21 protein-coding genes are annotated in these 25786 nt (G+C 42.4%); 19 read left to right on the top strand and 2 right to left on the bottom strand.

The window, feature by feature from the left end:
* The first annotated feature begins 32 nt into the window (after positions 1-32).
* From FC62_RS01410 to holA, 3 genes are read left to right on the top strand one after another with little or no spacing between them, the layout of a single operon-like run.
* On the top strand, positions 33-692 hold the full coding sequence (locus FC62_RS01410; RefSeq protein ID WP_056946086.1) for a helix-hairpin-helix domain-containing protein: 660 nt from the start codon (positions 33-35) through the stop codon (positions 690-692).
* Entirely contained in the window at positions 661-2943 is a 2283-nt protein-coding gene (locus tag FC62_RS01405; protein ID WP_056946087.1) for a DNA internalization-related competence protein ComEC/Rec2, read from the top strand. The genes FC62_RS01410 and FC62_RS01405 overlap by 32 nt, the downstream gene beginning before the upstream one ends.
* A 7-nt stretch (positions 2944-2950) precedes the next feature.
* The gene (gene holA, locus FC62_RS01400) at positions 2951-3934 is read left to right on the top strand and encodes a DNA polymerase III subunit delta (RefSeq protein ID WP_056946088.1); all 984 of its coding nucleotides are present in this window, start codon (positions 2951-2953) and stop codon (positions 3932-3934) included.
* A gap of 52 nt (positions 3935-3986) precedes the next feature.
* On the opposite strand, the gene rpsT is transcribed toward holA, so the two are convergent.
* Positions 3987-4238, bottom strand: coding sequence for a 30S ribosomal protein S20 (rpsT, locus tag FC62_RS01395; RefSeq protein WP_056946089.1), 252 nt, complete (start codon positions 4236-4238; stop codon positions 3987-3989).
* Positions 4239-4435: 197 nt separating this feature from the next.
* On the opposite strand from rpsT, the gene rpsO reads away from it, so the two are divergent.
* The 9 genes from rpsO to argS all read left to right on the top strand — a co-directional run bounded on the left by rpsO (position 4436) and on the right by argS (position 16171).
* Complete coding sequence (rpsO, locus tag FC62_RS01390) at positions 4436-4705, top strand: 30S ribosomal protein S15 (RefSeq protein WP_054745171.1); 270 nt, start codon at positions 4436-4438, stop codon at positions 4703-4705.
* Positions 4706-4847: 142 nt separating this feature from the next.
* Positions 4848-6569 (top strand): ribonuclease J, encoded by a 1722-nt coding sequence (locus FC62_RS01385; RefSeq protein WP_054745168.1) that lies wholly within the window; start codon positions 4848-4850, stop codon positions 6567-6569.
* Positions 6556-7464 (top strand): hypothetical protein, encoded by a 909-nt coding sequence (locus tag FC62_RS01380; protein WP_056946090.1) that lies wholly within the window; start codon positions 6556-6558, stop codon positions 7462-7464. Before FC62_RS01385 ends, FC62_RS01380 begins: the two co-directional genes overlap by 14 nt.
* Positions 7465-7634: 170 nt before the next feature.
* Complete coding sequence (gene tuf / locus FC62_RS01375; RefSeq protein WP_054745160.1) at positions 7635-8825, top strand: elongation factor Tu; 1191 nt, start codon at positions 7635-7637, stop codon at positions 8823-8825.
* Positions 8826-9351: 526 nt separating this feature from the next.
* The gene (locus tag FC62_RS01370) at positions 9352-10668 is read left to right on the top strand and encodes an ATP-binding cassette domain-containing protein (RefSeq protein ID WP_338023372.1); all 1317 of its coding nucleotides are present in this window, start codon (positions 9352-9354) and stop codon (positions 10666-10668) included.
* 135 nt (positions 10669-10803) lie between these two features.
* Entirely contained in the window at positions 10804-12147 is a 1344-nt protein-coding gene (gene tig, locus FC62_RS01365) for a trigger factor (protein WP_056946092.1), read from the top strand.
* 150 nt (positions 12148-12297) lie between these two features.
* Positions 12298-13551 carry an ATP-dependent Clp protease ATP-binding subunit ClpX gene (gene clpX, locus FC62_RS01360; protein ID WP_056946093.1) on the top strand — a complete coding sequence of 418 codons (1254 nt, stop codon included), beginning with the start codon at positions 12298-12300 and terminating at the stop codon, positions 13549-13551.
* A 1-nt stretch (position 13552) separates the two neighbouring features.
* A complete protein-coding gene (gene yihA / locus FC62_RS01355; protein ID WP_054745155.1) occupies positions 13553-14137 on the top strand; it encodes a ribosome biogenesis GTP-binding protein YihA/YsxC in 585 nt (194 codons plus the stop codon).
* 342 nt (positions 14138-14479) lie between these two features.
* Positions 14480-16171 carry an arginine--tRNA ligase gene (gene argS, locus FC62_RS01350; protein WP_056946094.1) on the top strand — a complete coding sequence of 564 codons (1692 nt, stop codon included), beginning with the start codon at positions 14480-14482 and terminating at the stop codon, positions 16169-16171.
* Positions 16172-16344: 173 nt separating this feature from the next.
* Here the strand turns inward: argS and FC62_RS08065 are convergent, their stop codons facing one another.
* Entirely contained in the window at positions 16345-16512 is a 168-nt protein-coding gene (locus FC62_RS08065; protein WP_156408168.1) for an SPJ_0845 family protein, read from the bottom strand.
* Positions 16513-16588: 76 nt separating this feature from the next.
* Between FC62_RS08065 and FC62_RS01345 the strand changes: the two genes are divergently transcribed.
* The 7 genes from FC62_RS01345 to FC62_RS01315 all read left to right on the top strand — a co-directional run bounded on the left by FC62_RS01345 (position 16589) and on the right by FC62_RS01315 (position 25783).
* The gene (locus tag FC62_RS01345) at positions 16589-18082 is read left to right on the top strand and encodes an ABC transporter substrate-binding protein/permease (RefSeq protein WP_056946095.1); all 1494 of its coding nucleotides are present in this window, start codon (positions 16589-16591) and stop codon (positions 18080-18082) included.
* A complete protein-coding gene (locus FC62_RS01340; protein ID WP_054745153.1) occupies positions 18069-18812 on the top strand; it encodes an amino acid ABC transporter ATP-binding protein in 744 nt (247 codons plus the stop codon). Before FC62_RS01345 ends, FC62_RS01340 begins: the two co-directional genes overlap by 14 nt.
* 104 nt (positions 18813-18916) lie before the next feature.
* Positions 18917-20704, top strand: coding sequence for an excinuclease ABC subunit UvrC (uvrC, locus tag FC62_RS01335; protein WP_056946096.1), 1788 nt, complete (start codon positions 18917-18919; stop codon positions 20702-20704).
* Between the two features lie 96 nt (positions 20705-20800).
* Positions 20801-22081: a GTPase ObgE gene (obgE, locus tag FC62_RS01330; RefSeq protein ID WP_054745151.1), complete on the top strand. Its 1281-nt coding sequence runs from the start codon at positions 20801-20803 to the stop codon at positions 22079-22081.
* 22 nt (positions 22082-22103) lie between these two features.
* Entirely contained in the window at positions 22104-24035 is a 1932-nt protein-coding gene (locus tag FC62_RS01325) for an acyltransferase family protein (RefSeq protein WP_056946097.1), read from the top strand.
* A 17-nt stretch (positions 24036-24052) separates the two neighbouring features.
* Complete coding sequence (gene rnz, locus FC62_RS01320; protein ID WP_056946098.1) at positions 24053-24982, top strand: ribonuclease Z; 930 nt, start codon at positions 24053-24055, stop codon at positions 24980-24982.
* Positions 24983-24988: 6 nt separating this feature from the next.
* The gene (locus FC62_RS01315) at positions 24989-25783 is read left to right on the top strand and encodes an SDR family NAD(P)-dependent oxidoreductase (protein ID WP_056946099.1); all 795 of its coding nucleotides are present in this window, start codon (positions 24989-24991) and stop codon (positions 25781-25783) included.
* The last annotated feature ends 3 nt before the right edge of the window (positions 25784-25786 follow it).

The raw sequence follows: 25786 nt of genomic DNA, 5'->3' as shown, positions 1-25786 counted from the left end.
TTTTGCGTACTTACAATTAGAGGTGATTACTAATGAAGTACGTGGAATTATTAAAGCAAAAGAAGGCTTATGTGATTGGCGCAATCGTGTTGCTTGCTGGCGGATTATTAATCGCAATGAAGCTTTTTACCCAACCGGTGGATAACGAACAGGTATTTAAAGATGTATCTAATTCGTCAAGCAGTGGTCAGAGCACAGTAAAGAATGCGCGCGCGACAAGCAAGAAGGAGCAGAAGAATACCAGAATTACCGTAGATATCTTCGGTGCGGTAGCGCATGAGGGTGTCTATCAAATTGCGGCGGGAGCAAGGTTAAATGACTTGATCAAGCTTGCCGGTGGTATTGATGTTAAAGCCGATTTAAAGGCAATCAACCGGGCGCTGATTTTGACTGACGAGGCCAAAATTTATGTGCCGTATCAGGGAGAAAACGCTCCAGCCGTCGGTATTAGTGAAAATACTACTGGGGACGCAGGCTCCGGAAAAGGTACGGCCGCTGCAGCGAAGATTGACATTAACCAGGCAACGGTCTCGGAGCTGCAGGAATTAAACGGCATCGGTGAGAAAAAGGCCGAACAGATTGTCACATATCGTGAAGAGAATGGCCCGTTTAAGGACGCCAAGGAACTAACCAATGTGAGTGGTATTGGAGATAAAACATTTGAAGGTCTTGCCGATCAAGTCACCGTTTGATGTAACGAATTTGTTTAGCTCGGGTAAGTTTTTCGTCTTGGCCGGGCTTAGTTTGCTGTCTGTCCTGACATTCTTGAATAAGAATACGCTGGCGAGTTTCTTATTATTACTCGTACTATTAAGCTACTTTTTGCTTATGGTTCTGAATAAACGGCAGCTTGATTTATTGATTCTGTTACCGTTAATTGTGTTGCTTCTTGGGTACTTTCAGGATAAAAAATTTGAGGCATTGGCTGCACCGAATCAGCGCTCACCAATTTACGTCATCCGTCCCGATAAGGTGACTCTGAAAGATGACTTTTTCTATGGTGAGGCCACGAGTGCCGAGCAGACGGTGACGTTGCAGCTTAAGCCAACACCACAAATGCGTAGGATGGTGGCTGCGGGTCTACCATTTCTCGTAAAAATCAACCAATTTAAAGCGGAATTAATTACTGAAGCGACTAATATTGGTGAATTTAACCTCAGGGAGTTCTACAAACGAAAGCGCATCAAGTACGCATTAACGCTTACCAAATATCTAATTGCCAAAAAGCAGGTGACTTTAAGTGATCGAATTATTCAATTTAGAGCAAGGCTGCGCCAGTGGCTTTCGCAACTGCCTGAGAACTTGAGGTTCTTCTCGGGAGAGTTGTTCCTCGGCGAGAATTTAGGGACAGGGGAGCACAATCTGGTGGATGATTTCAGAAATATCGGTATTATTCATCTGCTAAGTTTATCGGGAATGCACGTTTTACTGTATACCCAGGTAGTCACCTTTCTTTTTAATCTGTGCAAAATCAATCAACGTGTCAAATATGCTTCTTTGGTATTGCTTCTGCTAGTGGTCTGTATAATTGGTGATTTTCAAGCAGGACTGGTTCGGGCCTCGTTGGCTTACGTGGTATCTATCCTTGCGAAGCTGTCGAAGAAACGCATTGGTACGCTAGATCAATTCGGTATTGTTGCGCTAATTCACCAATTGTTGATGCCACAATTATTCTTAAATGTAGGAGCGCAACTGAGTTATTTGATGGTTCTTGGTCTGAAAATCATGCCGAGAATGGGATCTGTGGGCCAGTCGGCTAGACTCAATATGTTGATCACGCCAATTCTCTTATTCAATTTTTTTGAACTGAATATCTTGACCATCTTTTATAATTTCTTGGCCATTCCACTATTTAATTTCATCATTCTACCGGTAACGGTGGGGGTGGTTATTTGTGGTGCGCTCATGCCGGGGCTGATTCCACCGGCGGAGCAAATTCTTAGTATCCTTTCCGGTGGCGTTTCGTTTTTAGGGAGAGTCGGCCTTGGAAACGTCGTATTTGGTCAATTAGCGCAGGTAATTACGTTTAGTGTAACTTTCTTGCTGATAAGCTGGCTCATCTTTTGGAGTGAGCAGGCTAAACGAAGATTCTGCCTGTATACCGGGCTCATTCTATTGGCGTTAAATATCCTTTTGAATCTGTTTCCAATTAATGGTCAAGTAACCTTTATTGATGTTGGCCAAGGAGATAGTATTTTGTTGACGACCCCGATTAATCGTAAGACTGTCTTAATTGATACTGGTGGACGACTCAACTTCGGCGGTACCAAGCCTAGGAGGAGTAACTTTGAAAAGGTTTCTCTGCCCTTTCTTAAAAGCCAAGGAATCACACACATCGATGCCGTTTTCCTGAGTCATCAGGATGCTGATCATATCGGTGATTTAGCCGATTTACTAGAAAATTTTACGGTCAATAAGCTGTACTTTGGAATCGGGATGCAGGCTAATCCGAGTTTCCAACGTAAAATACGGCCATTTCTAAAGCAAGTCAAACTCATACCAGTACAGGCAGGGGATCAGCTGTTAATTGGTACAATTACAATCGATGTGTTGCACCCGAGCATTGCGGGATTGGGTACAAATGAAGATTCCGTGGCACTTAAGGTGAGTATTGGACGGAAAAAATGGCTCTTTACCGGCGATTTAGACATTGCTGGTGAACAGAAAATTATTCGACAAACGGCAGATATTCAGGCTGATTTTCTCAAACTAGGACACCATGGTAGTAAAACATCTACTGATGAGAGTTTTCTTTTGGCCGTAAATCCCCGTGTGGCATTTATTTCCGCAGGGAGAAATAATCGGTATCACCATCCGCACCAGGAAACGCTTGATAAGCTGCAGACGTATGATATCCGGTCATTAAATACCGCTGAATGTGGTATGATTAACTGGTATTTTAATCCGTTTGGGCTGAATTGGCTCAACTATTATTTAAAGTAAGGTAAATATGGCTCTCAAATCATTTTTCAAAATAACTAATCCAAATAAACCAAATCTGTTAATTTCCGGCTCCTCCGCTAGCCTGAACGACCTCTTACTAGCGGATTATTTGGCACAACCAACGTTTGTTGGATATGAACGAATTACACTAGATTTGGAACTTGAACCGCTAGATGAGTTAATTGCGACATTAGCAGAATCTTCCTTATTTAGTACGCAGAAGATTATTGTGGTCAAAAACCCGCTGTTTCTTACCGGCAAATTAACTAGTTTCAAGCAGCATGAATTGACAGAGTTGGAAAATATTTTTGCACAAATAGATACCTTGGATCATGTGGTTGTATTGAAGGCAGACGTAGCTAAGCTAGACCAACGACGAAAACTGCTCAAGCTGGTTAAACAGCATTTTCAAGTCATGCTGACTGATTTCAAACCATTTGTTTTACCGCAGTTGGTTGACGAACTAGTAGGGGAGCATGATTTCACGATTGAACCCACAGCTAAAAAAGAGTTGCTGAATCGCTCCAACAACCAAATTGATCCGTTAATTGCTAATTTAAACAAGTTGTATAGCGCAACTAGCACGCATACCATTACGGTGGAATTAGTGCGGGCAAATATTGAGCAGAGTATTGAACAGAATATCTTCGAAGTGCTTACTGCTGCGCTGAAGCACGACTATACTCAGATGCTGACGCTGTTTGACGACCAAATGCGACAGGGTACTGCGGTCGTGCAGCTCACATCGATCCTCTCGAGCCAACTTAGTTTTATCGTGTCAGTGAAGATTCTAAGTAAGCGGATGAGTGAGGGAGAGATAGTGGCCGCATTAAAGGCCCACCCATATCGTGTTAAACTTGCACTTCAAAATCGTGCAGCGCTGGCCATGCTGGTTGCAAAACAGAAGGGCATAATTGAGCTTGAATTTGGCTACAAAAGTGGTCAGTTTCAAGGTGAGACGCCGCTGAAGAGCTTTCTGTTAACTTTTTAGCGACAAAAAAAGAACATAGATGATAATCATCTACGTTCTCTTTAAAAAATACTTATTTAGCTAGGTATGTTAAGCGTGACTTGTCACGGTTAGCCTTGTTCTTGTGAATCAATCCCTTAGAAGCAGCTTTGTCGATTGCACGGATTGCGTCTTTAAGTAGTTCAGAGGCGTTTTCTGCACCAGCGGCTTGCGCTACCTTAAACTTCTTTACTGCAGTACGTAAACTACTTAATTGAGCAGAATTTTTCGCGCTGGCAGCATTAGCTGTTTTAACACGTTTGATAGCTGATTTGATTTGTGGCATTAAAATCACCTCCGTAAAATAGTTTTAAATCTCAGCGGTCTTTATTATACTGAAGAAATAACTTCCTTGCAAGTTAAAAATTATTTGCACGTAACAAAGCAATAGTGTAGAATACTACTTCGGAACCACTAACGCTGCCTATCGACTCACCGACGATAAGCGTTGTTAGTGGCAATTATTTGAAAGGTGGAACAACCATGGCTATCTCAAAAGAGAAGAAGAACGAAATCATTAGCAAGTATGCTACACACGAAGGAGACACTGGTTCACCAGAGGTGCAAGTTGCTGTCTTGACCGAAGAGATCAATTCATTAAATGAACATTTACGTATTCACAAGAAGGATCATCATTCATATGTTGGTCTTTTGAAGAAGATTGGTCACCGTCGTAACTTACTTGCTTACCTACGTAATAAAGATGTTACAAGATATCGTGAATTAATCAAGAGCTTAGGCTTACGTCGTTAAGCGACAACCGGACACATATGTGGCCGGTTTTTTTATTACTATCACTTTGTTCGGGCTTTATGTTAGAATTAACTAGTTAGTTATCGTTTCGACCATAATCGGTCCATAGTTTTAAGCTAAACAAATATGATGAGGTAAAAAAATGAAGCAAGATATCAAAATAATGATTTTGGGAGGCGTCCGTGAGAACGGTAAGAATATGTACGCCGTTCAAGTTGACGATGAGATTTTCATTCTCGATGCAGGACTCAAGTATCCAGAAACAGAGTTGCTAGGTATTGACATTGTCATTCCCGAGTTGAAATTTTTCGAGGAGAATATCGACAAGATCGCCGGTATTTTCCTGACTCACGGACACGCAGATTCAATTGGTGCATTACCATATATTCTGCGGCAATATGATATACCTGTTTTTGGCTCGGAATTGACCATCGAACTGGCAAAGATTACGGTTGAGAAAGAGAATAAGAAGGTCAAGAATAGTACATTTCACAAGATTGATGCGGATACCGAGATTGAGTTTGGCAAGACATCCGTTAGCTTCTTTAAGGTCACACATTCAATCCCTGGGTCAATCGGTATTGCGTTGAAGACTGCTTATGGTCACATAGTTTATACCGGGGACTTCAAATTTGATCAATCTGCAAAGCCAATGTATGCGACTGATTTCGGTCGTTTGGCCAAACTTGGTCAGGAGGGCGTACTCGCTTTACTTAGTGATTCCACCAATGCAGAGGCTCCGTATGAGAATGCTAGTGAGCGCGAGATAGAAGAGTATGTACTGGATACTTTTAAATATCATACAGGTAGAATCATTGTTGCTTCCGTTGCTTCGAATATTTCAAGAATTCAGCAGGTATTTAATGCCGCAGCAGCATCGGACAGGAAGGTTCTGCTAACTGGTCGGGATTTGGCAAAGATAGTACGCACGGCGTTGAAATTGAATTACCTCACGTTACCGGAAGAAGATTTGCTCATTCAGACAAAGGATATCAAGCAGGTCAATCCTGAGAATCTGGTAATTCTAGAAACCGGCAAAACAGGCGAACCATTGAAATCACTGCAAAAGATGGCGACAAATCGCCACCGTTTGATTAAGATTCAAGAGGGCGACCTAGTCTTTATCACCACCACACCATCTCACGCAATGGAGACAAACGTAGCGCGCACTGCAGATCTGGTTTATCGTGCTGGCGGTGAGGTAAAGGAGATTGGCCGTGATATCCACTCGAGTGGTCACGCAACTAAACGTGATTTACAACTGATGCTCAACCTGTTAAAGCCGCAGTATCTTATTCCGGTTGAAGGTGAATACCGTCTGCTAGCAAATCACTCTGAACTGGCTGTTGAAGCTGGTGTCCAGCCGGAGAATATCTTCATTACAAAGAATGGTGATACTCTGCGGTATGAGGAGGATGGGTTCCACTTGTCAACGCCCGTACCTGCTGATGATATGATGATTGATGGTTCTGGAATTGGCGATATTGGCACGATTGTCCTGCGTGATCGTAAGGTATTGTCCGACGATGGTATTTTCATTACTGCGGTCACAATTGATCGGAAAAAGAAGAAAATCATCTCACAGCCAAAGGTAACAACGCGTGGATTCGTCTATATTAAGGCTAACCGTGACTTAATGAATCAGGCTATTGAAGTTGTAAAAACCGCAATTACCAATAATTTTGAGAATAAGAAATTTGATTGGAACGATTTGAAACAAGATGTTAGAAGTGATCTTGAGAAATTTCTCTACGATCAAACGCACAGGAAGCCTGTGATTCTACCGGTAATTATGGAAGTTAACCAGAACAGGCACCGTAACCTGGTCAAGAACAAGGCAGAGGAACAAAATGACGCTAAGTAAAACTCAAGTGGAGTTTATGAGGTTGGCTGCTGATGCTGTTGTTACGCAAAATTTTGATGTTGCACGGGATTATCTTGTTGAGGCAAATAAGATTAGTGTGGAGCCGCAGATTAGTCGACAACTCGTAGAGATTGAGTTAGAACTGCAAGAAAAAGATCAGGCTTACCTTACAATTAAGGAGATGCCCGATCTTTTTTCAGATATTAACGTGTTTGAATTGTATCAAAAAGTGTTGGCCATAAATCACCTGCACATCGAACAACAACAGATTGTGGCCCAAGTGAGCCGAATTTATGATGCAAATGAGTTTGCTTTATACCAGGATAAGGTTGATGCAAACTTGGCTGAGCCCGTCACTGGTGAGAAGAGGGGTGAGATATTTGAGGCGAGTCTGGCTCTGTTCTCGACTGGTCGATTATTCACCCAGACAGCTATTCGACAGCTCCATCAGCTCAGCCAAACCGATTACCTGCAATTGGCGCGGCTGTACCTCACACTGCCAAACATGAACGTGCAGAACAAGACTTTTTTGGTGGAGGACCTAATTCGCTTGCGTCTGGAAGAGACGGTGAAGGTAACCGTGCTTGATCAACCATTTGACTTTGTGCCGGCAACGACAGATTTTTTCTTCAAAACTAATTTATACGTTACCGGACAACGCTGGCTCGAGCAAAAGCTTGAGAAGGATCCGATATTGCTAGAGCAGATTCTTGGAGAATTCAGTTATTGTTTGGGGGCGCTCTACCCGGTGGAGGAAAGATTTATTCCCGATGTTGCAGAATTTTGTGCTACACTAGTGGAGTTTGTTGCGCGCGGTCAGTTTTTGGCGACTGACGATCCGGCGGGGCAAACGAACGTAACGGAACTTTTGAACCAGATTTATCATGCAAGATAAAATTTGTCTTCAAATAGGTTTACATTTTAGTATAAGGTAAGTATAATTAATAAAGGATATTTTCAAGCGAGCGAGCTATGCTTTTTCGCCTGAAAGTAGTACAATAATCAACAGAGAACTATCCGTTTTTCTCAACGGACTTCTTGCAAATTTACAGGAGGGTCATTTTAATGGCAGAAAAAGAACATTACGAAAGAACAAAGCCGCATGTTAACATTGGTACCATCGGACACGTTGACCATGGTAAAACAACTTTAACAGCTGCAATTACTAGTGCTTTAGCTAAGAAAGGTCTTGCTAAAGAACAAGACTATGCATCAATCGATAAAGCACCTGAAGAAAAAGAACGTGGTATTACTATCAACACTTCTCACGTTGAATACGAAACTGAGAAGCGTCACTACGCTCATATCGATGCCCCAGGACATGCTGACTACGTTAAGAACATGATTACTGGTGCTGCACAAATGGATGGTGCCATCTTAGTTGTTGCCGCAACTGATGGTCCAATGCCACAAACACGTGAGCACATCTTGTTGGCAAAACAAGTTGGTGTTGGCTACATCGTTGTCTTCTTGAACAAGACAGACTTGGTTGACGATCCAGAATTGATTGACTTAGTTGAGATGGAAGTCCGTGAATTGCTTTCAGAATACGATTTCCCAGGTGATGATATTCCTGTGCTTCGTGGTTCAGCATTGAAGGCACTTGAAGGTGATCCAGAACAAGAACAAGTTATTTATGACTTGATGGACACTGTTGACGAATACATTCCAACTCCAGAACGTTCAAATGATAAGCCATTCTTGATGCCTGTCGAAGACGTATTTACGATCACTGGTCGTGGTACTGTTGCTTCAGGTCGTATCGACCGTGGTGAAGTTCACGTTGGTGATGAAGTTGCAATCGTTGGTTTGAAACCAGAAATCTTGAAGAGTACTGTTACTGGACTAGAAATGTTCCGTAAGACTCTTGATGCTGGTGAAGCCGGAGATAACATTGGTGCATTGCTCCGTGGTATCGACCGTAGCCAAATCGAACGTGGTCAGGTTCTTGCTAAGCCAGGTTCAATCCAAACACATACTAAGTTCAAGAGTGAAGTTTATATCTTGACTAAAGAAGAAGGTGGACGTCACACTCCATTCTTCTCAAACTACCGTCCACAATTCTACTTCCACACTACTGACGTAACTGGTGTTATCGAGTTACCAGATGGTGTTGAAATGGTTATGCCTGGTGATAACGTTACTTTCGAAGTTGACCTTATCGCTCCAGTTGCCATCGAAAAGGGAACTAAGTTCACTGTTCGTGAAGGTGGCCGTACTGTTGGTGCTGGTCAAGTTACTGAAATTCTTGACTAATCAACGCTCTAAGAAGACGCATATCTATGCGTCTTTTTTTTTTGCCTTGATTGTAAGAAAGTAATTAAAGGTTTATATTTGAGTTATCTAAAATAAGTAATATATTAATTAGATTAAGAATAGATGCAGAGCCCAGCTGAACTTGTGCGCTTGTCACATTTCGCGCAATATTATAAGGAATCCGAGAATAAAAGATACCGACAGATTATTTGTACTTAATGGTCTAAAAAACTATTGATAACGAGTAAAAACAATGAAAAAGTATTTGGTTAAGCACAGAAAAAGTACAGTCCTAAACGCAGTTTGGTTAACTTTTAATATGCTGTTGAGTACACTCACTTCGGTTTTATTTACATTCTCGACCAACGTAATTTTTGAAAGAAACCTGAATAAGTTTCTCCTGTGGACAGGGGTCAACGTGTTGACCTGGGCAGTATCAATAACAAGCGAATATTTCCAGGATATCTCGTAGGAAAAATTAATCCAAACAATGTTGGTTGATCTTAAGCACGACATATCAAATTAGATATCGCAACTTGATATTAATCGCTTTCATCAGAAGAATGTTGGGCAATATATCGCACACTATGTGAATGATACACAGACAATTGAAGCGAATTCTTTTCGTAATTTTTTTAGTTTAATCAGTGATATTGCAGCGATTATTTTCTCGGTTATTGCTCTAGCAATGTATCACTATGTATTGCTGGCGGCCACCCTTATTTTAGCAATCGTTATGCTAAAGCTACCTCAGATATTTAGCAAAAGGCTTAGTACTGCAACGGCAGAACTGTCCAATGCAAATGGCTTATTCTCGAACAGAATTACAAATATTCTGAATGGTTGTAATGTGTTTTTCAACGCAGACAAACTGAGAATGATTCCACAAAGAATTGCTGTTGCCTCCAAGGCGTACGCGACTAGTCGAGTTGATTACACGCGGACGCAGGATCAGGTCGGGACGGGAATTAACTCTATCTCGTTGGTCTGTCAGATATTGGTAGACGTCATCACAAGCACATTGGCCATAATGAGCCAAGTACCTTTTGGTGCAATCAGCTCTACCGGCAGTATCGCAGCAAGTATATTCAACGGTTTGAAACATTTGAGTAAAGAACAGGTCCAACTAAAGGCAACTGAGCCGCTAGTTCAGAGTTTTGGCACAACTGAATCATCGACTAATGAGCAAGGACAGACTAACTTGAATTTTGAGCATGCCATTGTGGCACAGAATCTTGGCTATCAAATAGAGCAGCAAAATGTGCTGACAGATCTCAATTTTACTATTAAGAAGAATGAAAAAGTGGCGACTATCGGTCAGAGTGGTTCAGGGGAAAGCACGCTACTAAAAATCCTGAGCGGCCAGTTGCCTGACTACAGCGGAAGTCTAAAGGTTGATGGTCGTGAGGTTAAAGAACTAACTAGCGGACAACTTAGACAGATTACACAGTACGTCGATCAAAATAATTATTTGTTCAACGACAGCATCGTCAATAACATCACAATTTGGGCTGAAAACCCTGCTGTTGAAAAGGTTGAATCTGTACTAAGTATGGCGGGTGTGGATTTTGTCAGTGATTATGATACTGTTATCCTGGAGAATGGTCGTAATTTCTCTGGTGCGCAACAACAAAGAATCGGGCTTGCCCGTAGTTTCTACGCACCTAAACCAATAATCAGCCTGGATGAAATAACTTCGGCGCTTGATACAGCCACGGCAAAGAAGATAGAGCAACGTATTTTGGCAGATAAGAACCGGACTGTGCTAGAAGTTACTCATCATTTGAATCCCGAACTAAGCGGAATGTACTCCCAGGTCATTTCCTTAGACAAGCAAGCTTAGGGATAATTGTAGGCTGAAATAAAATGCAGTAGGACCGGACCAATAAGTGTATGTTTTATTGCGTTTTACAAATTTTTAATGTAAGATATTTAAGTATGCTAAAGCAACCCAAAAACGCAATCGGAGGGAAATAAAATGTCCGCTAAGTGGGAAAAGGCTGGAAAAAATTCTGGCGAATTAACATTTGAAATTTCAGAAGAACAAATCAAACAAGGATTAGATGAAGCATTTAAACGTGTTAAGAAGAATCTGAACGTGCCTGGTTTTAGAAAGGGTAAAGTTCCACGTCTAATCTTCAACCAGATGTATGGTGAAGAAGCATTGTATGAAGAAGCGCTTAACAGCATTCTGCCGGATGTCTATGCTGCTGCCATTAAAGAAGCTGGTATCGAGAATGACATTGTTGGTCAACCTCAAATCGAGCCTGAATCCATGGATAAGGGTGCAGCTTGGGTAATGAAGGCAACAATTGCAACCAAGCCTGCTGTTGAACTTGGTGACTATACTGGACTTGAAGTAGAGAAACAAGATCGCCGCGTACTCGTTAAAGATGTTAACGCACAACTTGAATCAAAACGTGAGTTAAACGCTGAGTTAGTCCTTAAGGAAAAAGGTAAGTCTGCTGACGGTGATACCGTTGTGATCGACTACAAGGGAACTGTTGACGGCGAATCCTTTGATGGTGGTTCTGCCGACAACTATTCGTTAGTTCTTGGCTCAAACTCCTTCATTCCTGGTTTCGAGGAACAATTAGTTGGCCACGAAGCTGGCGACGATGTCGATGTCGTTGTTACTTTCCCAGAGGACTATCAAGCAAAAGACTTGGCTGGTAAAGAGGCACACTTTGCGACTAAGATTCATGAAATCAAGACGAAGGAACTCCCTAATCTTGACGATGATTTTGCAAAGGATGTTGACGACTCCGTTCAAACTCTTGATGAACTAAAAGAAAAGATTAAGGGTCAATTGAAGGAGCAAAAGGCCGAAGCTGCTGATGAAGCAGTTCAAGAACTCGCTGTTGCTCAGGCTGTTGCTAATGCTACCATCGAGGAAATTCCTCAAGTGATGATTGACGATGAAGTGAATACACAACTGCAACAATACCTTGGGAACATGCAGAGACAGGGTATCTCACCAGAGATGTATTACCAAATCACTGGTACTAGCGAAGATGATTTGAAACAACAAATTGCCGGTACAGCAGAGGATCATGTGAAGACAAACCTTGTACTTGAAGCAATCGTCGCTAAAGAGGGATTGACAGCCTCAGACGATGAGATTAAGGATGAGATTAAGAATCTTGCCGCTGAATACAATATGGATGAGAAGGTTGTTCGTCAAACATTGACTGACGACATGCTCGGACATGATATTGCTGTGAGAAAGGCAATCGAACTTGTTGCCTCTTCAGCGAAGGAAGCAGCCAAGAAGTCGACTAAGAAGTCTACTGACAACAAAGAAGCAAAAGAAGACAAATAATAAGTGTTATAAAATTGGTGGGGAGACCCACCTTTTTTCAATTAAGCTGAAAACTTTACCCTAGTAGTGTTTTGTGGTAATTTAGCAGTTGTAATTAAGTAGTATACAAATAAGTTTGAATTGAAATTTACAAGATAGAGGAGTGTTCTGATGTTTGTCGATGAAATGGAAAATCCAGAACAAATTAAATGTTCTTTTTGTGGTAAAACGCGGGACCAGGTCAGAACGATTGTCGCCGGTAATGGCGTCTACATCTGTAATGAATGTATTGAACTCAGTCAGCAAATTATTGAGGATGAATCCAGAAACAACTCGTTAAAGGACGCCAAAGATCTGCCGACTCCAATTGAGTTAAAGGCAAAGTTAGACAATTATGTTATTGGCCAGGAGAATGCTAAAAAAACACTTTCTGTCGCCGTTTACAACCACTATAAGAGAATTAGCCAGATGAATCTGGATGACGGCACAGAGCTTCAGAAAAGCAATATCGCGCTAATCGGACCTACGGGCTCTGGGAAGACCTTCTTGGCGCAGACACTGGCTCGTACTTTGAATGTTCCATTTGCCATCGCTGATGCGACTACGTTGACTGAGGCTGGCTATGTGGGTGAAGATGTCGAGAACATCTTGCTCAAGTTACTTCAAAATGCCAATTATGATGTTGAACGTGCGCAAAGAGGAATTATTTACATCGATGAAATTGATAAGATTTCTAAGAAGAGTGAGAACGTCTCGATTACTCGTGATGTTTCCGGTGAAGGCGTGCAACAGGCACTACTGAAGATTCTTGAGGGAACAATTGCAAACGTGCCACCGCAGGGTGGTCGCAAGCACCCACAACAAGAAATGATTCAGATTGATACAACGAACATCCTCTTCATAGTCGGTGGAGCCTTCGATGGGATCGACAAAATTGTCAAGAGTCGTTTGGGTGACAAAACAATTGGTTTCGGTAGCTTTAATGATGAATCAAAAGACGTTGCCGATGATAAGTGGACCAAGCACCTTATTCCCACAGATTTGATGAAATTTGGTCTGATCCCAGAGTTTATTGGGAGAATTCCGATTATCACTACATTGGATAAGCTGACTGAGGACGATTTAGTGAGAATACTGACCGAACCCAAAAATGCGCTTATTAGACAATACCGTAAGCTATTTGAATTGGATGAGGTGGAATTAGACTTCACTGATGATGCCCTTGCTGAGGCTGCCAAAATTGCGATTGAGCGCCATACTGGTGCTCGTGGTCTTCGTTCGATTATCGAAGATAGCCTAATGGATGTCATGTATGAAATCCCAAGTAATAAGAATGTGGCCAAGGTCATAGTTGATCGGGCCGTGATTCAGAAACTTAAAAAGGCTGAAGTAGTCTTAAAGAAGACGGAAGAAGAGGCTTCTTAACGTGAAAATTAAAACCGTTGAGATGGTCATGAGTGCCGTTTCCAGTAAACAATATCCAACTGACCAGCAATCAGAGATTGCTTTATCCGGCCGGTCAAATGTTGGTAAGTCCAGTTTGATCAACGCTATTCTGAACAGAAAGAAACTCGCGCGGACTTCTAGTTCCCCGGGTAAGACGCAGACGCTGAATTTCTATCATGTCAATGAGGAGTTCTATTTGGTTGACGTGCCTGGTTATGGCTACGCTAAAGTTTCTAAGAAACAACGGGCAGAGTTCGGGGTGATGATTGAAGAATATTTGACCACCCGTGATAATCTCCGTGGGGTAGTTCTATTGATTGACTCTCGGCACGAGCCCACGGCTGATGACGTGACTATGTTTGAGTACGCCCAATACATCGGCAAACCGATCCTGGTTGTGGCAACGAAGATTGACAAAATAAAACCTAGTCAGCACAATAAGGTGTTCAAACAAATCAGCAGCAAGATTGATTTGCATGCTGCAAATGTCTCATTCCTGACTTTCAGTGCAGAAACCAAGCTCCATGTTGAAGAATTTTGGCAGTGGATCGAAGAACAGCTGTAATGCTGTTGACACGGAATTTTGTATTATACAAGTAACTATTGATAAGTCTAGTTTTGCTCCAAATTTTTAAAATAAAAACATATTTTTGTTGACATTAAAATTTGGATGGGTTAAATTAATGCTATTCCAATGACAAAGGAAGAGTAAGCTGGAATACACGCACAGCGAGTCAAGGACGATGAGAGCTTGACGGTGTAGCCAGACGAAGGCGCGCCTTTTAGGATTCTAAATTAGAATAATAAAGCGGATTAATCATCAATTAGAGTGGTACCGCGGGTTAAACAACTCGTCTCTTTTCAATTATTTCAATTGAAAAGGGACTTTTTTTGTATCGGAGGAAGAATGGACTATAAAAAAATTATTGCAGCCGCAGTGTTCGCTGCGACTGACGCAGCATTAAACGAAGAGGAAATCTATCGCTTACTCGAAGTTCCTAAGCAGGAGAATCTGGGAGATTATGCGTTTCCTGCATTTGCATTAGCAAAGACGTTCCATAAGAATCCAGCAGTCATCGCTGAAGAACTGGCGACTAAAGTCAAGTCGGACTATTTCGACCATGTTGAAGCAGTGGGACCATACCTCAACTTTTTCTTGAGCAAGAACGTCGTTTCAAATGAGGTAATTAAGCAGGTTTTGAACGAGGGAGCAGATTACGGTTACTTTGATGAAGGTCATAATGGAAACGTCCCGATTGATATGTCGTCACCGAATATCGCTAAGCCAATGTCCATGGGTCACTTACGCTCAACGGTAATTGGGAATGCGGTTGCTAATATTCTCGCTAAACGTGGCTACCATCCGATTAAAGACAATCATCTAGGTGACTGGGGAACCCAATTTGGTAAGTTAATCACGGCTTACAAGCTCTGGGGTAACGAGGAGGATGTCAAAAAGGATCCAATAAAAAATCTCGTTGCTTATTATGTGAAGTTTCATGAGGAGGATGTTGAGCATCCGGAACTGGATGACGAAGCACGTCTTTGGTTTAAGAAACTTGAGGATGGTGATGAAGAAGCACACCGTCTCTGGAAGTGGTTTAGCGAGGTATCTTTGAAGGAATTCCAACGGGTTTACGATATTTTGGATATTCAGTTTGATATCTATAACGGTGAGGCCTTCTATAACGATAAACTCGACGAGGTAGTTGAGTTGTTGAAACAAAAGAATCTGTTGGAAGAATCTGAGGGTGCACAAATTGTTCGCCTTGACGAATACAACCTTTCACCAGCGGTTATTCTGAAAAGCGACGGTGCTAGCCTGTATATCACTCGTGATTTGGCCACGGCAATCTATCGTGAGCGCGAATTCGATTTCGCCAAGAACCTTTATGTGGTTGGTAGTGAACAGACGCATTATTTCAAGCAGGTCCAAGCCGTACTCCTGAAGATGGGCTTTGAATCGGCTAAGGAGATGCATCATATCCCATTTGGCTTGATTACAGTGAATGGTAAGAAACTTTCGACCCGTTCAGGACGCATCATTTTGCTAGAGGAAGTGCTAAACGACTCAATGGATCTAGCATTAAAGATGATTGAGGCTAAGAATCCTGCACTACCAAACAAGGAGCAAGTTGCACGTGAGGTTGGTGTTGGTGCAGTCGTCTTCAACGATTTGAAGAACGAACGCATTCTTGCAGAAGACTTTAATCTTGAAGAGATATTGAAGTTTGAGGGTGACACTGGTCCTTATGTCCAATATACCCACGCCAGAGGCCAGAGTATTCTGCGTAAGGCGCAGGAACTTGCGATTACTGGGAGTGATTATGCTTTAGACGATGCCAATGCATGGGTGGTCGTTAAACAGTTGGAGAAGTTTCCAGAGATTGTTAAAGAGGCAAATGATCGCTTCGAACCATCAGTCATCGCAAAGTATACTTTGAAGTTGTCACAAGCATTTAACCGTTATTACGGGAACAGTAAAATACTTGCTGATGACGGTGGAATCCACGCGCGACTAGGATTGGTTCAAGCTACAGCCACGGTCCTGAAGGAGAGCTTACGCCTACTAGGAATTAAAGCACCAGAGCAGATGTAAAAAATACTATCTTTTGAATTTTATTTATTAAATTACGTAAAATCGGAAGATAATTTGTTTAAAAAAACAGATTATTTTTCTACCGAAAAGTAATCTGTCTTTTTTTAACCGTTTTTTTCATTAAATTAGCTTTAAACAAAGATAAAACGTTTAATCATTAATTAAATATATTGTTATTTAGAGTTTTTCTCTTGAGTTGCGGTATCTACCTTAGACACGTTCTCAGCGCCTGATAAATCTGCGTTTGGCTTCTCCTTTGGCTTCGATTTATCATCAGGTAGGATGGCAAATTTATCCAGTACCTTCTGGAGCTCGTCGTCTCTTTTAAATGTCAGTCCCATAAATAATCATCTCCTTAGATGAAGTATACGAAAAACATCGTTGAATAACAACAAAATAGGAACAGGAGTAATCACAATGAAACATAAGAAAAATATTTTCACGGGAATTATCATCAGTTTCATCGCTATGATCAGCCTAGCGATTGGGTTAGGTATACAAGTAAATCAGGTCAATGCCAGCACAGTTGCCGAGATTAAGGCAAAGGGCGAAATCGTCATGGGAACCTCGCCTGACTATCCGCCATACGAATTCATCGCTACTGTAGATGGTAAACAAAAGGCGATTGGAATGGACATCTCGATTGGTGAACGGTTTGCGAAGGACCTTGGGGTGAAGTTGGTTATTAAGCAAATGGATTTCGATTCATTACTAGTTGGCCTCGAGACGGGTAAAATCGATTTCTCGATTTCAGGCTTAACCCCCACCAACGAACGGAAGAAGAGTGCTGACTTTTCCAAAGTATACTACCAGGCCGACCAGTACTTCGTGGTGAACAAGAATGATAAAAAGCTGTACAAGAACTTTCATTCATTGGCTGAGAAGAAGATTGGGGTACAAACTGGTAGCTTGCAGTTGAAGCTTGCAAAGGAACAAATGCCTCAGGCCAAGTTGACCCAGATGACTAAGATTACTGACTTAATCCTTGCGTTGAAATCACACAAAACAGATGCATTGCTGATGGAATCAACCGTAGCAATTGCCTATGCAGCACACGATGACAATCTCGCGTACATCAAGAGTGGGTTGGTTCAGGGATCTGACATGGAGGGAACCGCAATCGCCTTCCCGAAGAATTCACCAGAGTTAGTTGCAGCTGCAAACAAGACGATTGACCAGATTCACGAGAAAGACTCGATTACCAAATACTTAGCAGATGCAGGTGATTATTTGAAACCGGCAGCTAAGAAAGAGAATAGCTGGTTAATTGTGGCGAAGTATTGGAAGTATTTTGCTAATGGCTTGGGTTACACAATCCTTGTTACTGTTGTGTCAGCAATCTTTGGTGTAGTATTAGGTATTCTATTCGCACTACTACGGTTAGTGAATAGTAAATTTGTCAATAATATCGTGAAGGCCATCGTTGAATTTATTCGGGGCACTCCGTTGATGATTCAACTCATGTTCGTCTATTTCGGCTTGAGTAAAATGTTGAATGTCGATATTTCACCACTCCTCGCCGGATTCATCGCTGTTTCAATTAACAGTGCTGCTTATGTTTCGGAAATTATCCGTGGTGGTATTAATTCTGTCGATGCTGGTCAGGGTGAGGCTGCACGCTCACTTGGTTTATCGAAGAAGGAGGCCATGCAAAGCATTATTTTGCCACAAGCAATCAAGAATATTTGGCCGGCACTCGGTAACGAGTTCATTTCACTGATTAAAGAAACTTCAATCGTTTCAATTATCGGTGTCAGTGACCTGATCTTCCAATTAAGAGCAGTGCAGGCAGCAACATATCAAGGAATTATTCCAATTGTGATTGCAATGCTCATCTACTTCATCATCACATACGGACTGTCTAAGTTACTTAATTTCTACGAACGGAGAATGAATCATGGAAATAATTAATGTTGAACATCTAGTGAAGAATTTCGGCGATAAAGAGATTTTGAAGGACATATCGGCTACTGTTAACCAAGGAGACGTAATTACTATTATTGGTCCCTCTGGTGGTGGTAAAAGTACATTTTTACGCTGTCTAAACCTGCTTGAGACACCAACAAGTGGTGACGTCAAATTCGAAAATAAAAGCCTTTTGAGCTTGAAAGAAAGTGAATTAAACCAACTCCGTGAGAAGATGGGCATGGTGTTTCAGAACTTCAACCTCTTCAATAACCTGAACGTGCTCGACAACATCACGCTAGCACTCAAGAAGATTAAGAAGATGGACGAGCAGGCTGCGGCTACTGTGGCACAAGAATTGTTGGCTAAGGTCGGCATGGCGGAGTTTGCAGCAGCGTTTTCGAGCTCGTTATCAGGTGGGCAGAAACAACGGGTGGCGATTGCTCGGGCACTGGCGATGAATCCGGACGTGATGCTCTTTGACGAACCGACTAGCGCGCTTGATCCAGAAATGGTTGGTGAGGTGTTGAAGGTTATGCAGGACTTGGCAAAGGAAGGAATGACAATGGTGATTGTCACCCATGAAATGGGCTTTGCGAAGAAGGTTGCTAACCAAGTTTGGTTCATGGATGGAGGAATTATTGCTGAGCAAGGTACACCAACGGATGTTTTCGATCATCCGCAAAATGAACGAACACAGGAATTTCTATCCAAAGTTTTAGATACCAATATGTAGTAATAATTGTTATACCAAGGTTTTAAGCAAACATTATGTTTGCTTTTTTTGTGTTTTTGAATAAAATTAGACAAAGTGAGAATCGAAAAGAGGGGGTGACTAATTTGGCGAGTCAACATATTGAACATAAATTGAGCTTGTTACCTGATTTACCGGGTTGTTACCTGATGAAGGACTTGAATTCAAAGATTATTTACGTCGGTAAGGCGAAAAACCTGAAAAATAGAGTTCGCTCGTATTTTAAGAGTGCGCACGAGGGCAAGACTGCCCACCTAGTCTCAGAAATTGTGGATTTCGAAACGATTGTGACTAGTAGTGATAAAGAGGCTTTTTTGCTTGAGATTACACTGATTCAGAAACACAAGCCTTACTATAATATTAAATTAAAACAAGGAACCGGTTATCCGTACATCAAGATCACGAATGAACGTGACCCAAAGAGCGAGATTACCAGCTACATTAAGAAGGACGGCGGCTACTACTTCGGACCATACCCAAACGTTTATGCCGCACAGGAAACACTCCATTTTCTTCAGAAAGTGTATCCGTTAAGACGTTGTGCCGGACACCTTGGTCGGCCATGCCTGTACTACCATATGGGTCAATGCCTCGGCGCCTGTTTCAAGGAAGTTCCCGTGGAAGAGTACGCTAAGCAAATTAAGAAAATCAAGAGCTTTTTGAATGGCAATGTGGCCGAGGTTAAACGAAAGTTGACGACTGAGATGGCCAAGGCCGCTCAGGAGCTCAGATTTGAACGAGCGGGTGAGATTCGGAATCAACTCCACTACATTGAGGTCACAGTTGAGAAGCAGAAGATTATCTCAAACGACCACACGCCAAGGGATATTTTTAATTTTTACGTCGACAAGGGTTGGATGAGCATTCAAATCTTCTTCCTGCGGCAAACCAAATTGTTGAAACGGGAGAAGCGTCTGTTTGCACTGGCTGATGATACAGATCCGATTGAAGAATTCAGTTCGTTTATTTTGCAATTTTATAATCAAAAGAATCACGTTTTACCAAAAGAGGTTTTGGTTCCGAAGGGATTAGAAAATGGTACGCTGGGTGAAATACTACAGGTACCGGTACACACACCTTCTCGTGGCCAAAAGATAGCCTTACTAGACATGGCCAAGGAAAACGCTCAGTTAGTGCTCGAGGAGAAATTCCGGCTGCTTGAGTTAGATAACAGAAAGACCCTTGGAGCGCAGGAGGAGCTGTTTGCAGCACTCGGTGTGCCCTATGGTCATACGATTGAGGCATTCGATCATTCCCACATCCAGGGAACAGATCCTGTCTCGGCCATGGTCGTTTATACCGATGGTGAACCAGACAAGAGTCATTATCGAAAATTTAAGCTTAAGGGTGAATATGAGCATCAACAAGGTGCTGATGAGGCGGCCAATACGAGAGAGGTTATTCGCCGAAGATATACACGACTGTTAAAGGAACACGCTGAGATGCCCGCACTAATCCTGATGGATGGGGGTGTAATTGAAGTTAATGCAGCCCGCGATGTTCTAGTGAACGAGTTGGGTTTAGATATTCCACTAGCTGGGATGGTGAAGAACAATAAACATAAGACGGCCGAACTGATCTTTGGTGAGCCACTGGCTGTTGTTCAATTGGATGCTAAATCACAGGCGTTCTACTTAATTCAACGGATTCAAGAAGAGGTGCACCGATTTGCCATCACTTTCCACCGGCAGTCACGCAGTAAGAATGCACTGTCCTCGAAGCTCGAGAGTATCAAGGGAATAGGCCCCAAAACTAGGACTAAATTACTCAAAGAATTTGGTTCCATGAAGAAAATTAAAGAAGCAAGTGTGTCTGACTTACAGGAAGCCGGTTTGACTTTACCACAGGCACAGACGATTAAATTAACCCTGTAACAATCTTTGTTTAGAGGGCTTTTATTTTCTCTAAGCAACGAAACAAATAACCTTTATGTGGTATTATAATAACGATAAAGAAGTGGAGGAACATATATGTTTGTTGATCAAACTAAAATAGAAGTTCAAGCAGGAAAGGGTGGCGATGGTGCCATCAGTTTCCGCCGTGAAAAGTTTGTTCCTCTTGGTGGCCCGGCTGGTGGTGATGGTGGTAAAGGTGGCAGCATCATATTTCGCGCAGACGAAGGGCTAAGAACGCTGATGGATTTTCGCTACAGAAGAAAATTCAAAGCTGCAAGTGGCGAAGCCGGCATGAATAAATCAATGTATGGTCGTGCAGCTAAGGATACGGTGATTAAGGTTCCAGCTGGCACAGCGGTTTACGATTTCGATACCAATGAATTGATTGGTGATCTAACTAAACACGGCCAAACGCTTGTAGTGGCTAAAGGTGGTCGTGGAGGACGCGGTAATATTCACTTTGCCAATTCCAAGAATTCAGCGCCAGAAATCGCCGAAAATGGTGAGCCTGGTGAATTTAGAACATTAAGACTAGAGTTAAAGATGATTGCGGATGTTGGTTTAGTCGGTTTTCCATCAGTTGGCAAGTCGACCTTACTATCCGTTGTCACGGCTGCTAAGCCTAAGATTGCCTCGTATCAATTTACAACCTTGACGCCCAACCTGGGTATGGTTCAATTGGACGACGGACGGGACTTCTCAATGGCTGATTTACCCGGATTGATTGAGGGAGCAGCAAATGGTGTTGGTCTTGGAATCCAATTTCTACGCCACGTGGAGCGGACAAAGGTAATCCTTCATCTAGTAGAGATGGATCCAGATAACGGGCGGGATCCTTTTGATGACTATCAGGTGGTCAGAAAAGAGCTTGAGTCATATGATGAAAAAGTTGAAGCCAAGCCAGAAATTATCGTGGCAACTAAGATGGATCTACCAGGAAGTGATGACCGTCTGGCTCAATTCAAGAAGGACCTAGGGGATAAAGAAGTCTTTCCGATCTCTAGTTTGACACATGATGGTGTGTTCCAACTGATGAGCTTAGCTGCAACTGAGCTTGAACAGGTGGAAAATATTGTCGAACCTGAGCCAACTACTGATTCAACTACTAAGGAATATAATTTTGTTCCTAGTGAGCAGAGTTTTAAGGTTATTCGTGTGGGCGAACATGAATTTGAGATTCATGGCGCAGATCTCGAGAAGACCGTTAAGATGACGAATATTAGGCATAATGACGGTATTATGCGCTTAGCTCGCAAGCTTAAAGCTCTTGGTGTTGATGAGGCGCTGCGGGATGCTGGGGCGCAGAATGGCGATGATGTCACGGTTGCAGACTTTACCTTTGAATTTGTTGAATAAAAGAAGAGTTTGAATTTAACTAATGAATCATATAAAAAAACAAAAAAATCGCTATATTACGGGCTATGACGGATTAAGGACATTTGGTGTGCTAGGGGTAATTCTGTACCACCTGAACCCAAATGTTTTCGTTGGTGGCTACCTAGGTGTACCCATTTTCTTTGCTGTGTCGGGCTATCTCGTGACAGATCACATGTTGGCTAGCTATCAGCAGACAGGACACTATGATAATAAAGGCTATTTGCTGCGCCGCATCAAGAAGATTTATCCACAACTATTAACTGTCTTGTTAGCATCCAGTGCCTACATTTTCATGTTCCAGCGAGACCTGCTGGCCAAACTCTACCAGATTTTCATCTCAAATGTACTGAATGTTTACAACTGGTGGCAGATTGCAAACGGTCAATCATACTTTGAACGCTTTGCTGGTCATGAATCGCCGTTTACACATCTCTGGACGCTCTCAATTGAGGGGCAATTCTACCTCATTTGGCCGCTAATTATCTTTCTCCTAGTACGCTATGTTAAGAAACCCGGCAGAATGTTTGGCATTATGCTTGGTGTTTCGGTGTTATCTGCTGCTTTGATGGCTTTTTTATACCAACCGGGAGTTGACACAAGTAGAATCTATTACGGCACGGATACAAGACTATTTGCAATCTTACTTGGTGGTGCGCTTGCGGTTATCTGGCCGAGTACGCAATTACGGACGCATATTGCTAAAAGTGATCGACGCCTCTTAAATACTATCGGAGCCGTTGCTGCACTTGGTATGTTGTTTCTGATTTTCTCGCCAATGATGGATCCGCAAAAGGCTCTAACATACCGTGGCGGGATGTTTATTTTCTCGATTCTAACCGTCATCTTGATTGCTATCGTGGCTCATCCGGGAGCCGACTTTAACAGGTACCTCACTAACCCAATTTTCAAGTGGGTGGGTCAGCGAAGCTATGGAATTTACCTGTACCAGTTCCCAGTAATGATTTTCTTCGAGAATAAAGTCAAGGTGAATCCTTCAAATCAGATCATTGCGCAAATTATCGAGGTGCTGATTATTCTGGTAGTCTCTGATTTAGCTTACAGATTAATTGAACGTCCGCTCGGAAAGGTTACCTGGTCGAAGACCAGGCGTTACATCAAAAATATCTTTGATTTTCATTCACCAAAGATATTCCGTAAAGTTGGCTTCGTCTTCGCTGTGCTAATCATATTGGTCGGTGCGAGTGCAATTATCGTGTCGCCAACCGTGAAGGCTGCTGACCCCAATGACTCGCCGTTAGCTAAGCAGATAGCGAAGAATAAAGCAGAGGATAAAAAGCGGAATTCTGCCTTAATTAGACAGGCTAAGGAAGCTAAAAAGAAGAAAATTAATAAATCGGATCTATATAGGGAAGCCGAGCAGAATGCCAAAGAAAAACCAATTAACCGTGAGTTTGAACCATATGGAATTTCGCAATTGCAACTGCAATTAGCACAGAAGCTGCCGGTAACGGCAATTGGCGATTCGGTAATGGCTGGTTCAAGTAATAATTTGAAGGTTATCTTTCCTCAGATGATTGTTGATGCATCTGTCTCACGCCAGCTCGTCAATTCATTTGACCTGGTTAACTCTTACAAACAAAAGGGTGCATTAAATGATACGGTCTTGATAGCACTCGGAACAAACGGTCCATTTACTAGTGATGATATGGCCCACATGATGCAGATTATCGGCCCATCTAGACGTGTATTCTGGATTAATACTAAGGTGCCACGTCAGTGGCAGGGAGATGTTAATGAACTGCTCACCGAATCTGCTGCCAAGTATAGGAATCTCACCGTCATTGATTGGTACAAGTATTCAGTAAGTCACCAGGATTGGTTCTACGATGATCAGACACATCCAAGTCCTGATGGTTCGAAGTACTACACGGCATTTATTGCAAAAGAAATAATTAAAAATACAAAATTTTAGCTTTGGATGGTTTTAGCATGGAATTGGAATTTTTAGGAACGGGCGCTGGTGTACCAGCGAAGGGAAGAAATACTAGTAGTATCGCATTAAAGCTACTAGATGAATTAAATGAAATTTGGTTATTTGACTGTGGTGAAGCGACCCAGCATCAGATTCTCTCGACCAATATTCGCCCAAGAAAAATCACTAAGATATTCTTGACCCATCTTCATGGTGACCATATTTTTGGCTTACCAGGATTGATTGCATCTCGTTCTTTTCAAGGCGGTGAGGAACCGTTGACCATCTATGGTCCGGCAAAAATCGCTGATTTTGTCAAAACAGCACTCCAAGTTTCTGGTTCAAAACTGAGTTATAAGATTAACTTTGTTCCGCTCGTTGATGATGGTCTCGTCCTCGAGAACGATAGTTTCAAGGTTTATGCACGGAAATTGGAACATCGGGTGCCAAGCTTTGGTTTCCGTGTCGAAGAGAAACCACGTCCAGGTGAGTTACTTATTGATCAGCTTAAGCAATTCGAAATTCCCTCTGGCCCAATCTACGGCAAGTTAAAGGCTGGAGAAATTGTTACGCTTTCTGACGGAAGGGTACTTGACGGGAAGGATTTCATTGGCGTACCAAAGCCCGGTAGAATTGTGACCATCATCGGGGATACCAGACGTAACAAGAATATTGAGCTGTTGGCCAAAGACGCCGATGTGCTCGTGCATGAGGCAACATTTAGCCATGTTGAAGAAAGAATTGCCCATGCGTACTACCACTCTACAACAACGCAAGCCGCGTTGGTGGCTCAAAAAGCCCATGTTAAGAGATTAATTTTAACCCATATTTCTGCACGTTATACCGGTAAAAACGCGTATAATTTACAAAAAGAGGCCCGAAAAATATTTTCTAATTCACAAGTGGCGCGTGACTTTGATATGATAGAGATACCAATGAAAGGATAAATAATTATGGTTGAATCGCTGAGAGATAAGGTTGTTGTCGTAACTGGTGCATCTAGTGGAATTGGGAAAGCCGTTGTCATGCAGGCCGCAGAACGAGGGGCGACGTTAGTTCTTCTGGCTCGTAACAAGGCAAAACTCGAGGAGGTCGCGGCAGAAGCCAGTGCGGTTTCTGGAACTGATGCGTTCATTTTACCGACTGATATCAGTAAAGCTGACGAGATTGATCATTCATTCGCCAAGTTGATTACAAAGGTCAAACGAATTGATGTGCTCGTAAACGCTGCTGGCTTTGGTGACTTCGAGGATTTCTTATCTACTGAACCTAAAGTAATCACGGACATGTTCCAGACGAATGTACTAGGACTCATGTATCTGACCAGACTTGTCGCACGTGTGATGATTGACCAGCAGGATGGACACGTGATTAATATCGCCTCAATGGCGGGGAAGATGCCAACGGTTAAGTCGGCTGCTTACTCAGCAAGTAAGGCAGCGGTGATTAGCTTTTCTGACGTCCTAAGGCTAGAGCTGAAACCATTTAATATTCACGTGATGACCGTGAACCCTGGTCCAGTTTACACAAACTTTTTTGATATTGCTGATAAATCAGGGGAGTATGTTGATAACGTTGAGTGGCTCATGCTCGACCCAGACGATGTGGCGGCAAAGATTGTGGCCAATTTCGACAGTCGGAGAAGGGAACTTAATCTACCGCTTATTTTGGCAATTGCGGCTAAGTTCTACCATTTATTCCCGTCTATCGGTGATTATCTATCTTTAAAGTTTGCGAGTGAGAAATAAGCT

This window comes from Amylolactobacillus amylotrophicus DSM 20534, from assembly GCF_001434555.1.
In the GTDB taxonomy this organism is placed as follows: Bacteria; Bacillota; Bacilli; order Lactobacillales; family Lactobacillaceae; genus Amylolactobacillus; species Amylolactobacillus amylophilus.
Note: the sequence above shows the minus strand (reverse complement) of the source record. Positions and strands in the feature narration are given on the sequence as shown.